The sequence below is a fragment of the Sphingobacterium sp. SG20118 genome (genome assembly GCF_044740685.1).
GTDB lineage: Bacteria > Bacteroidota > Bacteroidia > Sphingobacteriales > Sphingobacteriaceae > Sphingobacterium.
In genome coordinates this window covers 2,784,014-2,803,334 of sequence record NZ_CP172826.1, presented here as the reverse complement: position 1 = coordinate 2,803,334, position 19,321 = coordinate 2,784,014, and the positions used below count along the sequence as shown (strand labels likewise).

At 35.2% G+C, this 19,321-nt stretch carries 14 protein-coding genes; 6 read left to right on the top strand and 8 right to left on the bottom strand.

The window, feature by feature from the left end:
• Positions 1–102: 102 nt before the first annotated feature.
• Positions 103–1,221, bottom strand: a complete 1,119-nt coding sequence (locus tag ACFX5U_RS13055; RefSeq protein ID WP_400260994.1) for a glycoside hydrolase family protein — start codon at positions 1,219–1,221, stop codon at positions 103–105.
• Between the two features lie 706 nt (positions 1,222–1,927).
• Between ACFX5U_RS13055 and ACFX5U_RS13050 the strand changes: the two genes are divergently transcribed.
• Complete coding sequence (locus tag ACFX5U_RS13050; protein WP_400260993.1) at positions 1,928–2,770, top strand: aspartyl protease family protein; 843 nt, start codon at positions 1,928–1,930, stop codon at positions 2,768–2,770.
• A gap of 1,055 nt (positions 2,771–3,825) precedes the next feature.
• Here ACFX5U_RS13050 and ACFX5U_RS13045 read toward each other — a convergent pair.
• Positions 3,826–4,104 carry a hypothetical protein gene (locus tag ACFX5U_RS13045; RefSeq protein WP_280566910.1) on the bottom strand — a complete coding sequence of 93 codons (279 nt, stop codon included), beginning with the start codon at positions 4,102–4,104 and terminating at the stop codon, positions 3,826–3,828.
• A 338-nt stretch (positions 4,105–4,442) separates the two neighbouring features.
• Here ACFX5U_RS13045 and ACFX5U_RS13040 point away from each other — a divergent pair, with 338 nt between their 5' ends.
• The 5 genes from ACFX5U_RS13040 to ACFX5U_RS13020 all read left to right on the top strand — a co-directional run bounded on the left by ACFX5U_RS13040 (position 4,443) and on the right by ACFX5U_RS13020 (position 12,778).
• On the top strand, positions 4,443–5,027 hold the full coding sequence (locus tag ACFX5U_RS13040) for an RNA polymerase sigma factor (RefSeq protein WP_038699029.1): 585 nt from the start codon (positions 4,443–4,445) through the stop codon (positions 5,025–5,027).
• 55 nt (positions 5,028–5,082) lie between these two features.
• The gene (locus ACFX5U_RS13035; protein ID WP_400260992.1) at positions 5,083–6,297 is read left to right on the top strand and encodes a FecR family protein; all 1,215 of its coding nucleotides are present in this window, start codon (positions 5,083–5,085) and stop codon (positions 6,295–6,297) included.
• A gap of 108 nt (positions 6,298–6,405) precedes the next feature.
• A complete protein-coding gene (locus ACFX5U_RS13030) occupies positions 6,406–10,005 on the top strand; it encodes a TonB-dependent receptor (protein ID WP_280566914.1) in 3,600 nt (1,199 codons plus the stop codon).
• A 20-nt stretch (positions 10,006–10,025) separates the two neighbouring features.
• Complete coding sequence (locus ACFX5U_RS13025) at positions 10,026–11,786, top strand: RagB/SusD family nutrient uptake outer membrane protein (RefSeq protein ID WP_400260991.1); 1,761 nt, start codon at positions 10,026–10,028, stop codon at positions 11,784–11,786.
• A gap of 107 nt (positions 11,787–11,893) precedes the next feature.
• Positions 11,894–12,778, top strand: a complete 885-nt coding sequence (locus ACFX5U_RS13020) for an endonuclease/exonuclease/phosphatase family protein (protein ID WP_400260990.1) — start codon at positions 11,894–11,896, stop codon at positions 12,776–12,778.
• 145 nt (positions 12,779–12,923) lie between these two features.
• Here the strand turns inward: ACFX5U_RS13020 and ACFX5U_RS13015 are convergent, their stop codons facing one another.
• The 6 genes from ACFX5U_RS13015 to ACFX5U_RS12990 form a co-directional block, all read right to left on the bottom strand.
• Positions 12,924–13,214 carry a hypothetical protein gene (locus ACFX5U_RS13015; protein ID WP_400260989.1) on the bottom strand — a complete coding sequence of 97 codons (291 nt, stop codon included), beginning with the start codon at positions 13,212–13,214 and terminating at the stop codon, positions 12,924–12,926.
• A 240-nt stretch (positions 13,215–13,454) separates the two neighbouring features.
• Positions 13,455–13,820: a hypothetical protein gene (locus ACFX5U_RS13010; RefSeq protein WP_280566926.1), complete on the bottom strand. Its 366-nt coding sequence runs from the start codon at positions 13,818–13,820 to the stop codon at positions 13,455–13,457.
• A gap of 124 nt (positions 13,821–13,944) precedes the next feature.
• Entirely contained in the window at positions 13,945–14,460 is a 516-nt protein-coding gene (locus ACFX5U_RS13005) for a hypothetical protein (protein ID WP_400260988.1), read from the bottom strand.
• Between the two features lie 23 nt (positions 14,461–14,483).
• Positions 14,484–15,740, bottom strand: a complete 1,257-nt coding sequence (locus ACFX5U_RS13000) for a hypothetical protein (RefSeq protein ID WP_400260987.1) — start codon at positions 15,738–15,740, stop codon at positions 14,484–14,486.
• A 28-nt stretch (positions 15,741–15,768) separates the two neighbouring features.
• Positions 15,769–18,324, bottom strand: a complete 2,556-nt coding sequence (locus ACFX5U_RS12995; RefSeq protein ID WP_400260986.1) for an SEL1-like repeat protein — start codon at positions 18,322–18,324, stop codon at positions 15,769–15,771.
• Positions 18,325–18,346: 22 nt separating this feature from the next.
• Entirely contained in the window at positions 18,347–19,207 is an 861-nt protein-coding gene (locus ACFX5U_RS12990) for a WG repeat-containing protein (protein WP_400260985.1), read from the bottom strand.
• Positions 19,208–19,321 lie beyond the last annotated feature (114 nt).

Sequence of the window (19,321 nt, the reverse complement as noted above, 5' to 3'; positions counted from 1 at the left end):
TTTGTATGAGTCTAAGTGACCGATAAACCTTCTGTAGAACCTGAGAGCACACTTGGGTGACCTATACTGTCGAAAACAGTGGAAAGCTGAACAAATCTTTTATTATTTAAGAGGAATGACCATATTCCATGTTTTATCAAATTGATAGGGACCACTTCCTGATCCTGTGGCGGCAAAAAGGTGTGTAGCTTTTCCATTTTCAAATAATAGAAAAGGACGCTCAAAATTAGCTTGGATAGTAGTTGATCCATCATCCCAAAGAATCTTTTTGGAATATGCTTTTACCTGATCAGCTAAGCGCCAAGAGACACCGTCGGTTGAAAAAGCATGTATACCACCGCCTTCTTCTCCACAAATATGTCCAAATCGATCTTTCATAATCAACTCATATTCTTTACCATTCCACCATACGAATGGGTCTTCCACATCATTATCATGCTTCTCTTTGGTGTGGAACGAGAAAATAGGATTGTCGGACAGCCTTTCAAAGGGCCCTTTGAAACCGGAGGCTTTTGCTGCACCCAATAATAAGGGGGGATCGTAGTTAAAGGGCGATGATTTATAAAGTAAATAGACGGATCCGTCGGGTAATACGACAGGAGAGGGGTTGGACGTGATAGAGGCATCCCACTTACCTTTCCTGGGATTTAGCATGGGCTGGTCCGCACGGATCCATGGCCCTTGGATGGATTTGGAATAGGCCATTCCGATGCGCTTGTTCATCCAGGCTTCTTTAGCTAATCCTGTGGCCCAAACATCTTCATCATATGCTGGCTGCGGACGATCATAAGTATTGCCGAAATAATAAAGTACATAATAGCCATCTGCCTTGACAATCCGGGGGTTATGAGTGGTAAGTCCATCAAAGAATTGACGTCCACGTGCTGGTAATACAACTTCAACAAAATGATAAGGCCCTTCAGGTCGGTCAGAAACTGCCCGTACAACCTGTGAATTAGTAGCCCAATTACCGAATCCATATTTTTTGCTCCATGCTGATGCAAACATATGATAACGACCATCTTCGCCTTTGATTACCGATGGATCCCATACCCAATGGTCGTCCATGGAAAATCCTCCTAATTTTGGAGCTGGTAATAGTTTATCGATAAAAGCTCCCTTATCTTCTTGCAATGTCGTGAGTGAAGCTGATATCAATAGGGGGGTCGAAGTAGCAACCGCTAAGGTTTTTAAGAAATTTCTTCTTGAAAATGCTTGCATGTGTATTAAATTTATGGATTGGTTATTAATGCATATAAATTTATATAATATTTTGCTAAATCGATATAATTATTTTAAAAGTGGTATATCTTATACAAACCATTCAATTGAAACCATATTACTGAGTGAAAATCATAGTGTGCACAGTGTTTTACAACCTTCCTCACTGAATGATGTTTTTGTAAATACAGTTAGTGTTAAGAAGGAAGCTACCGATTTTCCTAGTTTGGTGCAATACGTTCATTACGATATCCAATTAACTGGAATAAGCATTACTAGATCACTGAACTCACTTAATTTCGATTAGTATCCGTCATTTGCGTAGACTATAACTTAAAAATTATGTAAAACTACGAATTCGAGGTAACCGATTGTTCAAAATATACGGTTCTATGTATTTTAGTAATACCGCGCTATCCTTAATTTTGATTAGATTATAAGTCATTATATTTAATCTATAAATTTTTTATTATATTTATATATCTAAATATAAGGCTTTAACAGTTTGTAAAGAAGGGAACAATTTTAATTATCTATAGTAAATAAATCTTATTGTGCTTGATTACTCCGAAGGCTAATAAATACTAAAGAGGACGAAGCTATCTCCAAAATTTAAACATTAATTCAATTTTTATTTGAGCTAACGTATTCCAATTATCAGCCGTTAGACAAAACAAAACATTAATAGTAATTTAAAAAGGCGGCAATGAATAAAAAGATTGTTACAATAATTGGACTTATTATACTTTTATTTTTTTCTACAAAAATGAATGCACAGATTCCTTTCGAAATCAACAAAAGCGGACATATTATCATTAAAGCTAAAATAAATGATGTAGAAGGGAAATTTATCTTTGACACAGGGGCAGGGTTAAATGTTCTTTTTTTTAACTTTTCTCAAAAATTAAAAAATCAAAAAACAAACAATTTTTTTGTTGGGCACAGAGCCACTGGAGAACAAGTTAACCTTGACTTGTACAATGCGAAAAGTGTTAAAATCAATAATAAAGACTTTGACAATCAACAATATGCTATTATAGACCTAGAAGCAGGAGACATAGACGGTCTGATTTCATTACAACCTTTTCGAAAAACAGCAATTACTATTGATTATATCAACAATACAATCCTTTTTGACAAGTCGACAAAAAATGAAAAAAGTATGGATATTCAGGTAGGAGATTACGCAGGGAAAGCTATTGATATCTTTACCTATGTGCAACTGAACGACTCCTTGATAATCCAAACTTTATTGGATAGCGGAGCTGGGAAAAATTCATATTGGTTCAGTTCCAAATTTTTGGAACCGTTGGCATTAAATAAAGCAGATTTTAAAACCGTCCCCATTACAAGCGACTTTAATAAGCAAAATATATATTACACGGGGAAACTAGCAAAATTAAATACAGTAGATAAACAACTACAACTAGAAGAGTTAGACGTTGCCTTTGTTGAGGGGTTGATATATGAAGGCAAAACTAGTATAGATTGGTTAGGTAAAGTTTTGACCATAGATATTGCAAAGAAGAAAATATTTATTTCAAATTAATAAGCATAGCATATTTTTCTATCTTGACAACTACTTAAACTGTTTTTGCATCAGCCAGTGAACCATACTTTTTACAAAACAATTTTCGCTTAAAATTTTATCCAGAATTTTATCTCCCTCTATAAACTCATAGACGCTAGCCAATTTAAATGCTAGTTATGCAATGAAGAAAAAGATTAAAATTGACAGAATATTTGAAATGAGTGTTTTTCGTATGTCGAGACGATTTTGCGGTCAGCTAGGTTCCATGTTCTCAATAAAATTTTGAGGAAATCTTATGAAGCCCTCTCGAATGCAAAGCTCGTAACGACTAGCAATTAATTCGTACGTAGCACAAGCAAATAATAATTTAAATAAAAAGTAAGATGACAAAACTTCTGACACTAAAACACTGGCAACTTTTCGGACTTCTAGTGGGACTTCCAATGATTTTACAGCTCATCACAATAGGTTACATGTTGACAGGTAGCAACCTAACATTTATTTCTTCCGCGTTTCCAATTCTGCTTATTTTAGTTATGGGGCTTTTTTTCGGGTGGCTATATACTCTTGGAACAAGTCTTCATAGGAAACTTCCAAAGACATCGAAGATGAACTTGACTAAGTTTAAGATTTTTGTTTTTATTCCTCTTGTGTATATGTTATTCTTCTCCGTGTTTATGTTCGGTGGTATATTTGACATTTCTGTGGGCGAACATCCAAATCTCGCAATTTTTGTTTTAATAATTCCACTCCATTTATTCTCTATGTACTGTATTTTTTATTGCCTTTATTTTAATGCAAAAGCACTCAAGGCTGTTGAGTTTCAAAGGACTGTAACCTTTAACGATTGTGCGGGAGAGTTTTTTCTAATTTGGTTTTTCCCCATAGGGATATGGATTATTCAACCCAGAATAAATAAACTATTCGATACCAATAACACAATTAATGCAGATAGGGAATAACGAAAAAATGGAAAACCATATTATGAAGGTACAATCGTTGATTGGCATCTCGTAATCTCTGATAAAAGATGAAATCAATAGCCAGGTGCACGCTATTGATTTCATTCTTAATTATTTCAATTCTATGATTTTGTTACTTTGCGATGGTTGTTCTACTTCTTGTTCAATAGAAATAGTAAGCTTTGAAAATACTGTTAATATGGCTAAAATGATAAGAGCTACAGGAAATATAATACCAATAACTATTGCCAATAGTAGTGAAATATGAACGTATACTTTTCCAATACTAGAAGTAATCTTTAATTTGGAATTTTTTAGCGAATCAAATGCTCTTTGAAAAACATTTGTGATTGTTTTGCTATTGATTTCGAAGTTTGTTTTAGTTTTCATGTTAAATCAATTTATGTATTTGTTTATGATTCAAAAGTAGTACTATATATTTTCAGCGATTATTGAAAATAGGTGGACGAGGAGAGAAACTCGGTAAACGATCATTTTTGCACGGTCAGTAAGCGTATATATAGAGATGATTATAAATAGTATCCCATGTAATGGAGTCCCCTGGGTATCTCTTTACATGGAATAATATAAATGGTAATTTCGAATGCAAAATAAATGACAATTTGGGATGTAGTGATATAATTTCATTTTGATATAACCTTATATTTATATAGATTTAATATCAGTTTCGTTACTTTAACCAAAAATAACCCAAGAGTCATATTATAATGGATGTGAAAGGAATTTCGTGTAGTTTAGATGAGTTTAATCGCTTTAAATTAGGAGATGAACGTGCTTTCTATAAGATTTTCGAATATTACAAGCCCATCTTATTCCAAAGATTATGTAGACTTTGTCCTTCCCATATTGATGCTGAAGAGATATTACAGGAAGTCTTTATTCAACTCTTTGTCAAGCGTCATGATATACCAGATGTTCAAGCAATTTATCCTTTTCTATTTATCGTTGCAAAAAGAATGGCTATTTCTGCATTTAGAAAAGAAGTCGTTCGTCAACGGTTTCAATTAACTCAGTACTCGCAATGGGACGAAGCACATGATCAGTTGGGAAAACAGATTGAAGATAAGGATTTGATTGTGTTTTTAGATACTATAGTTAACCAATTGCCCGCGCAACAGCAGCTTATTTTTCGGATGAGTAAGATTGATGAACTCAGTTATTCTGAGATATCAGATAAAATCGGGATTTCAAAAAATACGGTACGGAATCACCTTGTTGCTGCTTATCATTTTGTCCGTTTAAGGCTAGAAAATATCTTGTTTTTTATATTTTTTATAAAAAACATCTTTTGACTAGTCCATCTTTCATTTTAGTGCGATTAATATCATAGCGTACAATAAATACAAGATGTCCAAAGTAGAAGCTTATAAAAAACTTATCCGTCAATTCTATGCAGGGTCCCTTGAAGGAACTGCGAAGGAAAATTTTGCCAAGTATTTTGAAGATTCAGAGTTTTTGGAAGCTTGGGAACAGCTGATGGAAGAAGAATTGGATGAGAATACTTCTTTTAAAGAACCCGATTCAGCTTTTTTATTTTTCAAAATAAAAAATGATGAGCGCGTAAAAGATGTTTTAACCGATATACCAAATCATTCATCTTCCAAAATTAAAATAATTAAGAGCATAGTAGCTGCAGCAGTAATGTTATTGGTCGGAATAGTAGCTTTCCTAATTTGGAATGAGCATAATAAGACTGATAATTTAGCATATATCCAAATTGTAGATGCGGAGCTGGAAGTTTTACCAGGGACAAATAAAGCCCAAATTATTTTAGAGAATGGATCACGCATTGACTTGGAAAAAATTAAAGGTGATACTGTTATCGATAATGGCGATTTTGAAATTGTAAAAACTGCAGATGGTTCCATATCTTATCGCGCAAAATATCCAAGCAATGAAGTGTCAAAATTGGTATACAATACCATTGTGACACCTGGAGGGGGGGAGTATAAATTAAATTTACCAGATGGGACAAGGGTTTGGTTAAATGCTAAGACAGTCCTTCGATATCCTGTTCAATTCAATAAACAGATCCGGGAGATTGAAATGACTGGTGAGGCCTATTTTGAAATTGCGAAACAAATTTATCAAGGAAAACGCGTACCATTTATCATCCATACGGGAGCTCAAAAATTGGAAGTACTAGGTACAGTCTTCAATTTGCAAAATTATGGACAAAATATTGTCACCACATTATTAGAGGGTAAAGTGAAATTGAACTTTAAGGATGGTAGTCAAGAAGAACAGTATTTATTACCTGACGAACAAACCACATTTAATAGTGCTGATCAGCGCGTAAAGAAAATACAAGTTGACCCTTTTTATTTTTCTGCTTGGAAAGATGGGAAATTTGCTTTTGAAAAAATAGCAATTGAAGAAGTGATGGCAACGATAAGTAGATGGTATGATGTTGAAGTTATATTTAAAGATCAATTGACCGATTTTCAATTCTCTGGAACAATTTCCAAATACGAAGATATTAATCGACTACTTCAAACTATTGAGTTGGTGGGAGGTATACATTTCCAATTAAAAGGAAGGAGAATTTATGTAATGAAATAATGACATATGTGAAAAATTTCAGGAGCGTTGCGACCGCCCCTGAAGTTTTGTCTTTTAAAAAGACAGAGGCCGAATAAATCTTAACAGTATAAAATCAATATCAACCGTATGCAAAAGTACAAAAAAAATCGGTGTGGAATGCCTATGGATTTTAGGCAAACCTTCACCATTAACCCATTGGCTATGAAATTGTCAATCGCACTGCCATTATTATTTGCCACAGCTTTACACGTGAGCGCCCTTACTTATGGTCAGGGTATAAACATGAAGAAGCAAAATGTTAAACTGGAGACGCTACTAAAAGAATTACAAAAGCAAAGTGGTTTCAATATTCTGTATAAAGAATCGCTCGTTTCCAATACAAAAAGAATAGATATCAATTATCGTAACGTACCATTTGAAACTGTACTGAAAGATATTCTAGTCAAGTATCAGATCAAATATAAGATTGTTGATAATAATGTAGTGTTGAGTAAAGCATTGCCGATGACTGCTATCTCAACTGGAATTTCAGCTCCTGTAGAACTTGTCCAACAACGTAAAATTAAGGGGAAAATTTTAGATGCAGCTGGTGAACCATTAGGTAATGTAACGGTTTCCGAAAAGGGTACGACAAATAAAACCGGTAGTTCTGAAACCGGACAATTTGAAATTCAATTGTCAGGTAATAATGTACAATTGCAATTTTCAATTGTAGGTTTCCAACCGCAGGAAATCACTGTAAATAATCAGTCAGATTTGATTGTTTATATGAAGCCTGCGATTACAGCGATGGATGAAGTTGTTGTGGTTGGTTACGGAGAGCAAAAGCGTGTCAATTTGACTGGAGCAGTTAGTCAAATATCAGGTAAAGAATTTGAGGATAGACCCGTCACCCAATTAACACAGGCATTGCAGGGAAGTATTCCAAATTTAAATATTGTATTTGGATCTGGAAAACCCGGAAACAGTGGTACTGTAAATATACGTGGTAATACCTCCATTAATGGCGGAAGTCCACTGATCCTTATCGATGGTATATTAGGTACATTAGATCGCGTCAATCCAAATGATGTGGAATCGGTGACGGTATTAAAAGATGCTTCCGCAGCTGCAGTATACGGGGCACGTGGAGCATTTGGAGTGGTGTTAGTAACCACTAAGAAGGGAGGGAAAGATGGTAAATCTACTATTGATTATAGTAATAACATCGGATTTACCAAACATGCTACTAATACAGACTTTATAACTAGTGGATATTGGAATGCCAAACTCAATGATGATGCGATGTACAATGCGTTGGGATATCGTACCACACGATACACCGATGAGGATTATGAAGAGTTATTAGCTAGAGTCAATGATAAAGTAGAAAATCCTGATCGTCCTTGGGTCGTTGTTAAAAAAGATGCAAGTGGCCAGGATATAAATCGCTATTATGGCAATTTTGATTGGTTCAATTACCTATATGATGAAACTAGACCAAAGAGTGAACATAACCTTTCGTTCTCTGGGTCTACAGGAAATACCAGATATGCACTGTCCGGATCAAAAGCTAGTGAACAGGGTATTTTTAATATTGATCCTGATCAGTTTGGGAGATATAATTTAAGAGCTAATATCGCCAGTGATGTTAAAAAATGGTTGACTATAAGCAACAGTACTCACTTTTTTAAATCATCTTATGATTGGGCAGGATTGGAAAATAATTTTAGTACGGTTGCTAATAATGTCAGTAACAGTCCAACCTATCATTATCATGCCATGTATGTTCCACGCAATCCTGATGGGACATTAACAGGCTATTCAGGGATCAATAGTTATCCAATCGGTTATGGGCTGCACAATGCCCTTGAAAGTGGCAATATGAAAGGGTACACCCGCGGTACAGAGTTTACCAATATGACAGAAGCGGTTGTTAAGCTTGGCAAAGGTCTGAGTGTTACCGGTAACTATTCCTACCGTGAGTATAGATCTGATTATTCCTACAGACAGACGAAGCAATTTTACTCCAAGTATCCAGGAGTAATGGAGCTGTCTTCTCTTTCGCAGTTAAATCAAGATAAACTGCGAGAAAGTATGAGTAAATATGCATGGCATTTTATCAATGTATTTGCTACTTATAAAAAAGATTTTGCGGATCATCATTTAACCGTAATGGCAGGATTCAATCAAGAGGATCGGGCCTACAAAAGAATCGGCGGAATCGGACAAGATTTACTTTCTGAAAGCTTAAATGATCTAGACTTGGTCATTGGCGAAAAACAATTTGAAGGTGGTGCGGATGAGTGGGCCATCCGAGGTGGGTTTTATAGATTAAATTATGATTATTTAGGGAAATATCTGTTAGAGGTGAGCGGACGCTATGATGGTACTTCGCGTTTCCCTAAACATAGTCGTTTCGGATTTTTCCCATCTTTTTCTGCAGGTTGGCGCATCAGTGAAGAGAAATTTTTCCAACCGTTGAAAAACACCATCAATAATTTAAAAGTGCGTTATTCTTATGGATCCTTAGGGAATCAAGAAGTAAGTACCTATGCTTATATCTCATCAATGGGTACAGGTCAGATCTCATATCTTGTCAATGGGCAAAAATTGAATGTTGCTAATAATCCAGCACCTGTAGTTCCAACATTGACCTGGGAAGAGATTACCACCAGTAATCTCGGTTTGGACTTCAGTATGTTCAACAATCGGTTGGATTTTCAATCAGACATATACGTACGGCAGACAAAAGGTATGCTCAGTAGAGGGAAAACACAACCTGCAGTTTTCGGAGCAGCAGAGCCTAAAGAAAATGCTGCGGATCTCAAGACCAAAGGATTTGAAGTTTCTTTACTATGGAAAGATCAATTCGCTGTAGCGGGAAAAGCATTTCATTATTCTGTGCGCGGTATGCTATCCGATTATCAGGCTGAGATTACAAAATTTGCTAATGATGCAGGTCTGTTGAACAATTATTATACAGGGCAAAAATTAGGTGAAATATGGGGTTATAATTATGATGGATTTTTTAAATCTACTGAAGAAGCCCAAGCCTATGCTCAGACTGTCAATCAGGATCAAATTAACAGACGACGTGTACAAGCACCTACAGCAGATCTTCGGATGTTGCAGGCCGGCGATATTAAAATTTTGGATTTGAATGGAGACGGTATTATTAATGCTGGCGATAATACGTTGAACAATCCTGGAGATCGGACTATTCTCGGTAATGATCAGCCGCGTTATTCCTATGGCCTCAATTTATCTGCCAACTGGAATGGAATCGATGCTTCGATTTTTCTTCAGGGAGTCGGTCGCCAAAATTGGTATCCAAATCTCGAAGCTCAAGCATTTTGGTCCGTGTATGCAAGACCTTATGATTCCTTCATCCCAGCTGATTTTCAAGATAAGATTTGGTCTCCTGAAAATACTGATTCCTATTTTCCATTCTTAAGGGGCTATACTGCTCAGAATTCGGAACTATCTGTTGCCAATGATATGTATATCCAAGATATCGCTTATTTGAAACTGAGAAATCTGACTATAGGATACACACTTCCTGTTTCTTTGACAGAGCGTGTACACATCAATAAATTGCGTGTATTTTTTAGTGGGGAAAACCTACATACCTGGACTAAGTTAGAGACAGATTACATCGATCCAGAACAAGTGATGACAGACAATACAGGAAGAAGTTATCCTGTAGGTCGAGTATTTTCATTTGGAGTACAAGTTTCATTGTAAATCGCATAACCAATTAAATAATGAAAACGAACAACACCTATACAAAATTTGCGGCATTCGCAACAGTTCTTCTCCTAAATTCCTGTAACGATAAATATCTCGAGCGTTACCCTTTATCTGAGCTAGCTCCAGAGAATTATTTTCGTACAGCATCAGAATTACAAACCTATACCAACGCTTTTTATAGTGATCTGCCAGATGCACTAGCTATTCATTATAACAATCCTAGTCAAGGTGATGATGAGGCTCGAAATACATTAGCTGCCGAATTTCAGGGCACGCGAACTACTCCTTCTAGTGGCGGAGGATGGTCTTGGGCTGTCCTGCGCAAGATCAACTTTTATTTAGCTAATTCACATAAATGTCCTGACGAAGGAGCGCGTTTGCAATATGACGGAGTAGCTCGCTTTTTTAGAGCATATTTCTATTTTGACAAAATTCAGCGATTCGGCAATGTGCCTTTGTACGAAACCGTGAACGAACTAGATGATCCTGCCATGTTCAAAGCTAGAGATTCTCGGAAAGTAGTTTTTGCAAAGGTTTTAGAAGATCTCGATTATGCTATTGCAAACTGTAGCGATACGAAAAGTGGACAACTTATCACCAAATGGACAGCATTGGCCTATAAGTCTAGAATGTGTCTTTTCGAAGGTACATTTCGCAAATATCATGGTTTAGGAGATTGGGAAGCCATACTGGAAGAGGGAGTAAAAGCTGCTGATGAGCTGATGAAATCTAATATCTACAGTATCTACAAAAGCAATGTGAATACGGCTTATCATGAACTTTTTATTGCAGAGGATGCCATTACTTCTGAGATAATCTTATCCAGACAGTATAATGCTGCGGTACCCTATGTGCATTCGGCCAACTTTTATATCCTGTCAGCATCTTATGGCAGACCAGGAATGGTTAAGCAATTGGTCAATAGTTACCTGATGAAGGATGGTACTCGCTTTACTGACAAGCCAAATTTTGAAAAGATAAGTTTCTATGAAGAGACGCAAAATAGGGATCCGCGCTTATCTCAGACCATTCGTACCCCTGGTTATAAAAGGATTGGTGCTACTACTACATCAGTCCCTGATTTCGCAACATCAGTCACAGGATATCAATATATCAAGTATATTCTAGCTCCTGCGTTTGATGCTGGGCAGTCGAGTAATGATATGCCCATTATCCGATATGCTGAAGTATTATTGAATTATGCTGAAGCAAAAGCTGAATTAGGAAATTTGACGCAGTCTGATATCGATAGAAGTATCAAACTACTGCGTGACCGTGTTGCGATGCCTAATCTTTTGCTAAGTGATGCGATTGCAACTCCAGACCCATATTTATTGGCAAGCTATCCTAATGTAACTAAAAGTGGACAGACAGGTGCTATATTAGAGATTCGTCGGGAACGTCGCATTGAACTGGTGAAAGAAGGTTTACGATATCAAGATCTATTACGTTGGAAGGAGGGTACAAAGGTCGCACAACCTTTCTATGGAATGTATTTTCCGGGAGCAGGGGAATATGATTTGGACCAAGATGGTAAGTTGGACTTAGTGATTTACCAAGGGACAGCACCAACAAGAAAGCCAGGTGTTCAATATCAAAAATTAGGAGAACTTGTATTAGAAAATGGGAATAATGGTGGACGTATCGTCAATTTACCAGACATTGATAAAAAATGGATAGAATCAAAAGATTATTACTATCCGATTCCTACCCAAGAACTTCAATTGAATGATAAATTGGAACAAAATGAGGGTTGGGATAAATCAGGGACATAGTTGCTGATTTATCTAGTTTTCATGAGTAAGGTCACCGAACCTTACTCATATCTGTTTTATTAATAACAAATAAGAATGGAACCTGACGGTTCTCTAATGCTAATATTATGAAAAAAAATATATCATCTAACATGTTACTGATCCTGTTTATGGTGATCAGTGCCCAGATTTCTGTTGCACAAGAGCACTTGAAAATCGTATCCTATAATGTGCTTTACGGACTTAAAAAAGATTCAATCAATATTGATCGATTTATCAATTTTACGAAAGATTGGAACCCTGATGTGATTGCTTTTGAAGAAATGAATGGATACACTCAGAAAACATTGGAACAATTGGGGCAAAAAATTAAACATGATTATGTCTTGCAATCTAAAGAAGATGGTTTTCCAGTTGCCATAACATCAAAATATCCATTGGTCAATTTTCGTAAAGTCACAGAAAATATGTGGCATAGTTACATCTATGCTAAAATAAAGGGAATTCATTTTTTTGTAATCCATTTTTCACCTTTTAACTATCAAAAAAGATTAAAAGAAGTGGCCGATGTGTTGGCTCAAGCAAAAGAAATTCCTGAAAACGAACCTATTTTGATTATGGGCGATTTCAATTCGCTAGATGCATCTGATCAAGAAAATTATGATGACAAAGTTTTGGTAGGTATGCTGGGAAATGAAGTAAAACATGAACATATTCGTAATCTTAATAATGGTCAGATTGATTATAGCGTGTTAGGGAAACTAAAAGATGCAGGATTTATAGATACGTATCGTTTATTACATCAAAATTTTGAAAGTACGGTACCTACATTTAAAGATGGAAACGGTCATATTAAACAAAGTGATACAGGTGTTCCAAAACGGATTGATTTTATTTGGGCTAATGCTAGAGCTGCTAAGATGGTTGTTAAAAGTGGTGTTATAAAAAATGAATTTACCCATTATATATCGGATCATTATCCCACTTATGTCGAGTTGGATCTGAAGAAATAACAAAAAATAAGCTAGACGAAGGAATCCCGATATTAAAATATGTCGGGATTCTTTATTGTATCCAAACTGGTCTACCTTAAGTACAAGATTGATTCATTTTATATCTATTCGTCTGGGTAGTTTCTATGAGATAGTCTGGTCAGATCTACGCAATATCGCTTCTTCTAGCAATTTCTTTCGCTTCGTCCCAGCAACCTGCACAAAGTATTTTGTAATCGCATGCCAAGAACCATTGCTCTTGTTCTGTGTCATTGGTAATTCTTGCTAATTTTCCTTCGCATTCATTGCACCATGCATCAGGTCGGCCAAGATCACCATCATTATATTCATGAAACCCTACCTGAGATTGATTTAATAAGCTATGAGCTAAATGTGTGCAAAGTAATCCAACCTCTTGTTCGCCATGAATGCTACAGACTGTTTTTTTATTATCCATAAGGTATCTATTATTAAATGATCTGTAATGCAATACAAAATATGAATACGGCTAATAACAGAACGAAGAAGCCGGAAACAAAGAATGAACGTACATAGTAGGATCCATTTTTCTCTATTTTATTAATCAGATGATAGACCCAAATGATGAGAGTGTATAGTATTCCTGCGCCTAGAAATAGGAAAAATGCAAGTTGTATGAGGGCCCCTTCTAGGTTTAAAGTAGCTGCTGATATCATGTTTATTTTTTTAACGTTAATTTACCAATTAGATATCCAATTAAAGGAATAATAAGAGAACAGATTATAATGCATACAACTGATGCAGATTCATTAACTATGGTTTCTATAAATTCGATAAATGGAAATAAATATGAATTGATTCCATATTGAAAAAGAACAATTAAAACAGTACCACCACCTTGGCTACCACCAAGAATATTAAATTTAGCTCCAAGAATTTCTATCGCATATATACTAGCGATTCCTAAAATAAAATTCAGAATAAATACCCAAGAGATAGATAATATTCGTTTCCCTTTTTTAGCATTTAAATAGCCTCCGGATCCCAAAAATAAGATAAGCAATGTAGAAATTAGATATTGCATGCCTTTATTATATTCAAAAGAGATGATGCATATACTGAACAATATATTCAACAAATAAAAGCAGATTACATAGTTGTAGGAAATCTTTTTTATGCTACTCATATCCTTTATCTTTTAATGGTTTTCAGCTTCCGCTAATCGTTTTTTCGGACAACAATCGTTCTTTTGGGATTCTGCTACCAGTACGTTGATTTAATCTTTCTTCGTACAACTCAATCTTAATTACTTTAATGCCATTTGGAATTTTGAATTTTTCTTCTTTCGTATAATTGTAGCCCATGACATTGTTACCTTCTTTTCCAGGCGGGTGTTTAACCATTACAATATGTTTGAGGATCAGTTGGTCTTCGATAATTTCCTTTTCTAAACGAATCGTTTTTACTTGAGAAATAGACATACCCCCAGAACTAATATTTCCCTGCAATTGATATTTTAATTCAGTACCTTTTTGATGGACAATATTTATTTGCGGCTCTAAAATGTCTATAATAGGAACTCGCTGTCTATAGCGTACATAAGCTCCTTTTTCTGTTTGTTTACAAGCAGAAATGTATTTTGTCAAAATTGTTTCCACTTTCAATTTGTTCTGTCCAAAACAGTTCATAATGGGAAGCAGTAAAAGTATATAAAGTAATTTCATGACCAATGCATCTTTAAGATGGCTTAACAGTTATAATAAGGCTCAGGCATTTCGACTTTTATGCCAAGTAGCTGCTCTATTTGCAAAGCATATTCATCCAAGGAATTCAATTCCCCGTAATAAATGCCTTCCGAATAGCCTGATTTAGGTTGTACGCTCAATTCTACATAGCCACCACCTTTGGCTGGAAGCACATTTTGAATGGTGATATAATCCACGCCTGTCAACTGATATTCAATTGCGTATTGATCACCAGTAAATCCGAATTTTTCATTGGCTACATCTAGCCAAAGCGCCTGACGATGCCTCGCTTCTTGATGAATTAAATCGGGAATAGTGGTTACATTTGAATTCTTTTGGTACTTTGGTAAGAAATTCATATCTGATTTAAACGTAATGATTTTGGTAGTTTCGGGTTTTAAATCATCGCGAGGTTGAAGCAGAACATCGGCGTAATCTCTGAAGTTATCGATTCCTAAAGTCGTACTTCCATCATCATAACCGTATGCTGCATCATAGGTGTAGGACAACGTTAACTGCATGTCTAGCATATCAAACCTCACATAACTTTGATCTGCTCTTTCGTAACCTGCCTCATCTAAATCGGTTGGAATTTCCTTCATCCACAAATCACGAATTTCTTTGTAGCTATCATCGCTATTTGTACTGCTATAAAGCGAAGTAAAATATGCCTGAACAGCAATGTTTTTTTGATCGTTATCGTAATAGAATTCTAGATCTTGAATGATCATCGAACCAATGCGAATTGGATAGTCTATTTTGAAATAATTAGAACCAAATTCTGATGCGTAGATATGACCGATATTTAATGTTAAGAATTCATGATAGGTCGTGTCCCAAGAGATAAACACAGCAGGTTGACACAAGACTTCAAACCCTTTCGAAAAATCGTTGTGTACAGTAGTTTGGATTTCGTAGTTTTTGGTTTGTTCCTTGATCCAAATACGGTGTTTCTGTTCTTCCTTACTATTTACAGTATTAAAGAATAAGGTATCATCAAAACCAAAACGTTTTGATAATAGGGGATAAATGTTCGAAAAACCTTTTTGTGTGATGCTTATATAATGTTGATGATAATCAAATAGGAATAAAAAAGGTCTATCACCCAAAACCTGTATATACGCGTATTTAAGTTTTAATAAATCGACAACTTCTTCATTTCCATGATCTTCATAAAAGAGCTGATCACCTTTAATGCAGACATTCCCAGGTTCTGTTTCCTTAGGAAAGGAATTATTCTTTTTAAATAGATTGAACATAGCTCTTGTTTTATGCTGATTAGCCAGTTTATTTCTTAAATATCTTTTTGAAAAAGGATTCTTTTTTAGGAGGTTCTAACCCTAAAAGTTCTCGATCGATTTCAATCTCGTTTACCTCCGCATAGTGCAACCAAGCATTAAATAGCACTTCATTCGCTAAATCCGATGCTGCGCGATAATGATACAATAATTGTTTTACAGCATGTGGATAATGATTGATTTCCATTGCATTTTCATAATAAGAGATGGCTTTTTTAAGGTTTAGCTTTAATCCTCCCAAACCTTGCTCATACATGAGCCCGTAATAGATCGGTGAAAATTCTTCTTCGCGATCTTTTTTTAGTAGTGGTAAAACTTTTTTGTAATCCTCTTGCGTAAAATAGATGTCTGTTATTTTATCCGAATTAAATTGATACAATTTTTGCGCTTTCAAATAATACTCAAGGGCTTTATCATAATCTTGTTCAACAAGCTCTCCATAATAATATAAATCTCCTAAATTGCTCCAGCCCAGTCTATTTTTCAATTCACCTGCTTTGCTGTAAGCCTCAATCGCTTTCGTTATATTTTGTTCAATTCCGATACCATTCTGGTAATGATAGCCTAAGTTATTCCAGGCATTTCTTTCTCCCAAAGTGGCGGCTTTCTTATACAAATCGATTGCTAATGGCAAATTCGCATGCAGAGTTTCTTCGGTATTGCTATAGATAATTGCTAATTCCGTCATCATTTCAGGATGATTGCGTGAAGCACCCAGCTTATAGACTGCGATGCCTTCCTCAGTTTTATTCGCTTTAAAGAAATCTACTCCCAATTGAAATAAGCTATCGTCATCAAAATATTGAAAATAATCTTGACCAATATTAGATTTCCATTGCTCATAAAACTGATCGAAATGGGCTAAATCTTTGCCCCTTAAATTGTATCTCCGATTGTATAATTTCCCTATTTCTTCATCCGCTACTTTTCTGATTTCCTTCTTCGAGTTTAGGCAAAGGAGTTCTTCATTTTGATAGAGAAATAATTTATCGGTTTCCAGGTTGATGGCTTCGGATATGTAATCGTACCTTGGACTCAATAGATTGATTTCCCCATCCCAGTAATGAACCCCCTCTTTTTGATGCACACTTAAGTAATGTTTTTGGAGGTGCTCGATTTTAAGATAATCGGTATGAGGATGAAGCAACCAACAGTCGTTTTTAGCATCAAAAACACCTTTATCCAGGGAAGTTTCTATGATGTAGACATCTTGGAAGAAATTTGCTAAATAATCGATCTTTATTTTTTGAATATCAAATTCAGCTAAACATAGTTTATGATTAAGCGTATCGAAAAGAAACCATTTTTTAGCTTTTCTATAAGCAAAAGATTGGTAACCTGACAGGGTGATTATTTGATCGATGTCTGTATCTAATAGTTCACCATTTGCTTGTATAATTTCCGTTTTTTTCTGTCCTTTATTTGGCTTTACATAGAAAAAAAGGTGTGGTAATGTTTGTAGTTCATCTTCTACATATTCACCAATAAAAACGCCATTTGCATTGAAATATTTGCGTTTCGAAGATCCTTTAATTTTTGAAAAGAACAGTTCAACTCCCTCGAATTCAAATGGAGTTTCACTTTCTTCCTTTATAAGTTGTTCATTTTTATGATTGATGAATAAGTATTGATTATCCTTTTTAGCATTGAAATAATCCCCGAAAATATGTTCCAGTTCCTCATAAACAATCGGAATAAGCAATTGATTCTTCGTGATATCTAAAAGCCCAAATATATTATTACAGGAAACAGTCCCTACTTTTTGTTCAAAAGTATAATCGTAATTGATGATTTCACCATAATATATTTTAAATGCATCAAAAGCTTCCTCATAAAGAGGAGGGACCAGTTCGGTTCCTTGTGTATTGAGGTAGCCAAACTTGTTGTCTTTTTGTATGACCGCAATACCATCTATAAACTCAAATATTTCGTTATAAATAGCAGGGACAATGCAATTGCCTTTTGCATCTTTTAGTCCTTTTAAGTTGTTTTCTTCAAATATTTCGGTGTAATTATGTTTGTAAGCTTCTTCATTCCAATAGCCCAAGCCATAATTAATCCAATCAGTTTCTAATGCTTCTAAAAATGTTTTATACCCGAAAGTCTCCAATAGCTCTTGTAAAGGAGCCAGACTTTGTGACGCAATCGCTAATTGATATAGCTTAATCTGTTCTTGAATTTCAACTACCCATTCTTTAACTTGTACCGAATGTTTCTCTTCCTTCATATGGAACACATCAGTTCCATCAATCGAGAATTTATCGTAAGGTAGCGCTTCTAAAAAAGTAAATAGTCCGTTTACGGGTTCATAATAGGCTTTTTTATAATGCAACTGGTATTCATCAGCCAATAAATTATAGAATTGTCTTAACAAAACAATGCCTTGCTCACGATCTGCATAGAGTTGCGTTCCTTTTGCCTTATTATTGACACCAAAAAGTGGTATGAGCAATGGGGGTAACACATAGTTCCATTCACCCAAATAGTTTGGGTAATGTTCTCCAGAAGTAGAATCGATATTGTATATGTAGATGCGGTGTGCCATAAAATGAAATTAAATAGGATTATTAATAACGAAGACCATTGATGTCGATCTGGTGTAAGTCATTCAGGTCTTCATCAAGAGCCACGTTAGCAGTGCCTTCGGTAAAAACAGAGGCGTAGGTGTATTTACAAGGAATAACGACCATTCCTAGTTTATTTAAGTATCCATATTTTCTATCTTTCATAGCTAAAATCAACTGGTCATTAGTTTGAATATTCATGTAATCATAGTTTGAAGCTAACTGCTTTAATGTTTTTATATCATAAAGACTGATATGTCCATTTTCTACAACTGTGAATAATTCATTTGTATTTTCTTCTATATTTTCGAATTTAGCTGGCACTACAATTTCTCCCTTTTGGTTTATTAATCCTAACTTTTCATTTATAGTAAAAGTAGCGAGTTCATCGATCATAAAGGTTAGCATATCATACCTAGGTTGAATAACAATACTACCGTCCACAATCAAGCCATATTTCCCATTTTCGCTGAAGATATATTGATTAAGTTTACTGTCGTAACTGAGATAATCGTATTTTAAAGGCATGATTTCAATACCATTTAAATCAATAGCGCCATATTTTCCTTTTTGATTTGTTACAATAGCGACATTATCCTTAAAAAATGTCATGCTATAATAGATGGCAGGAGTCAAAATATGATCATCACCGTCTTTTAATCCGAAGAACTCACCCATTTCATCTTCATAATAATACCTGTTTTTGCCTATTAACTGATAGGTTTCAACCGTATCAACACAGGAAGTTAATATTTCTTGAGCTTTGGTTGTCTGACAATCGATCATTAAAAAAAATATAAATGATAGGCCGAAATAGGTCGGTTTGTTTTTCATTAAAGTCCAATTAATAATATCTGAATGCATTAATTCATTTTTAACAGAAGTTTTTCGTTGTATCAAAGATAAGAAGATTCGCTTTTTAAAATAGTAGCTGAAACTGGGGATTTTTTGAAAGCTGTTCATTCACTAACTTTGTTT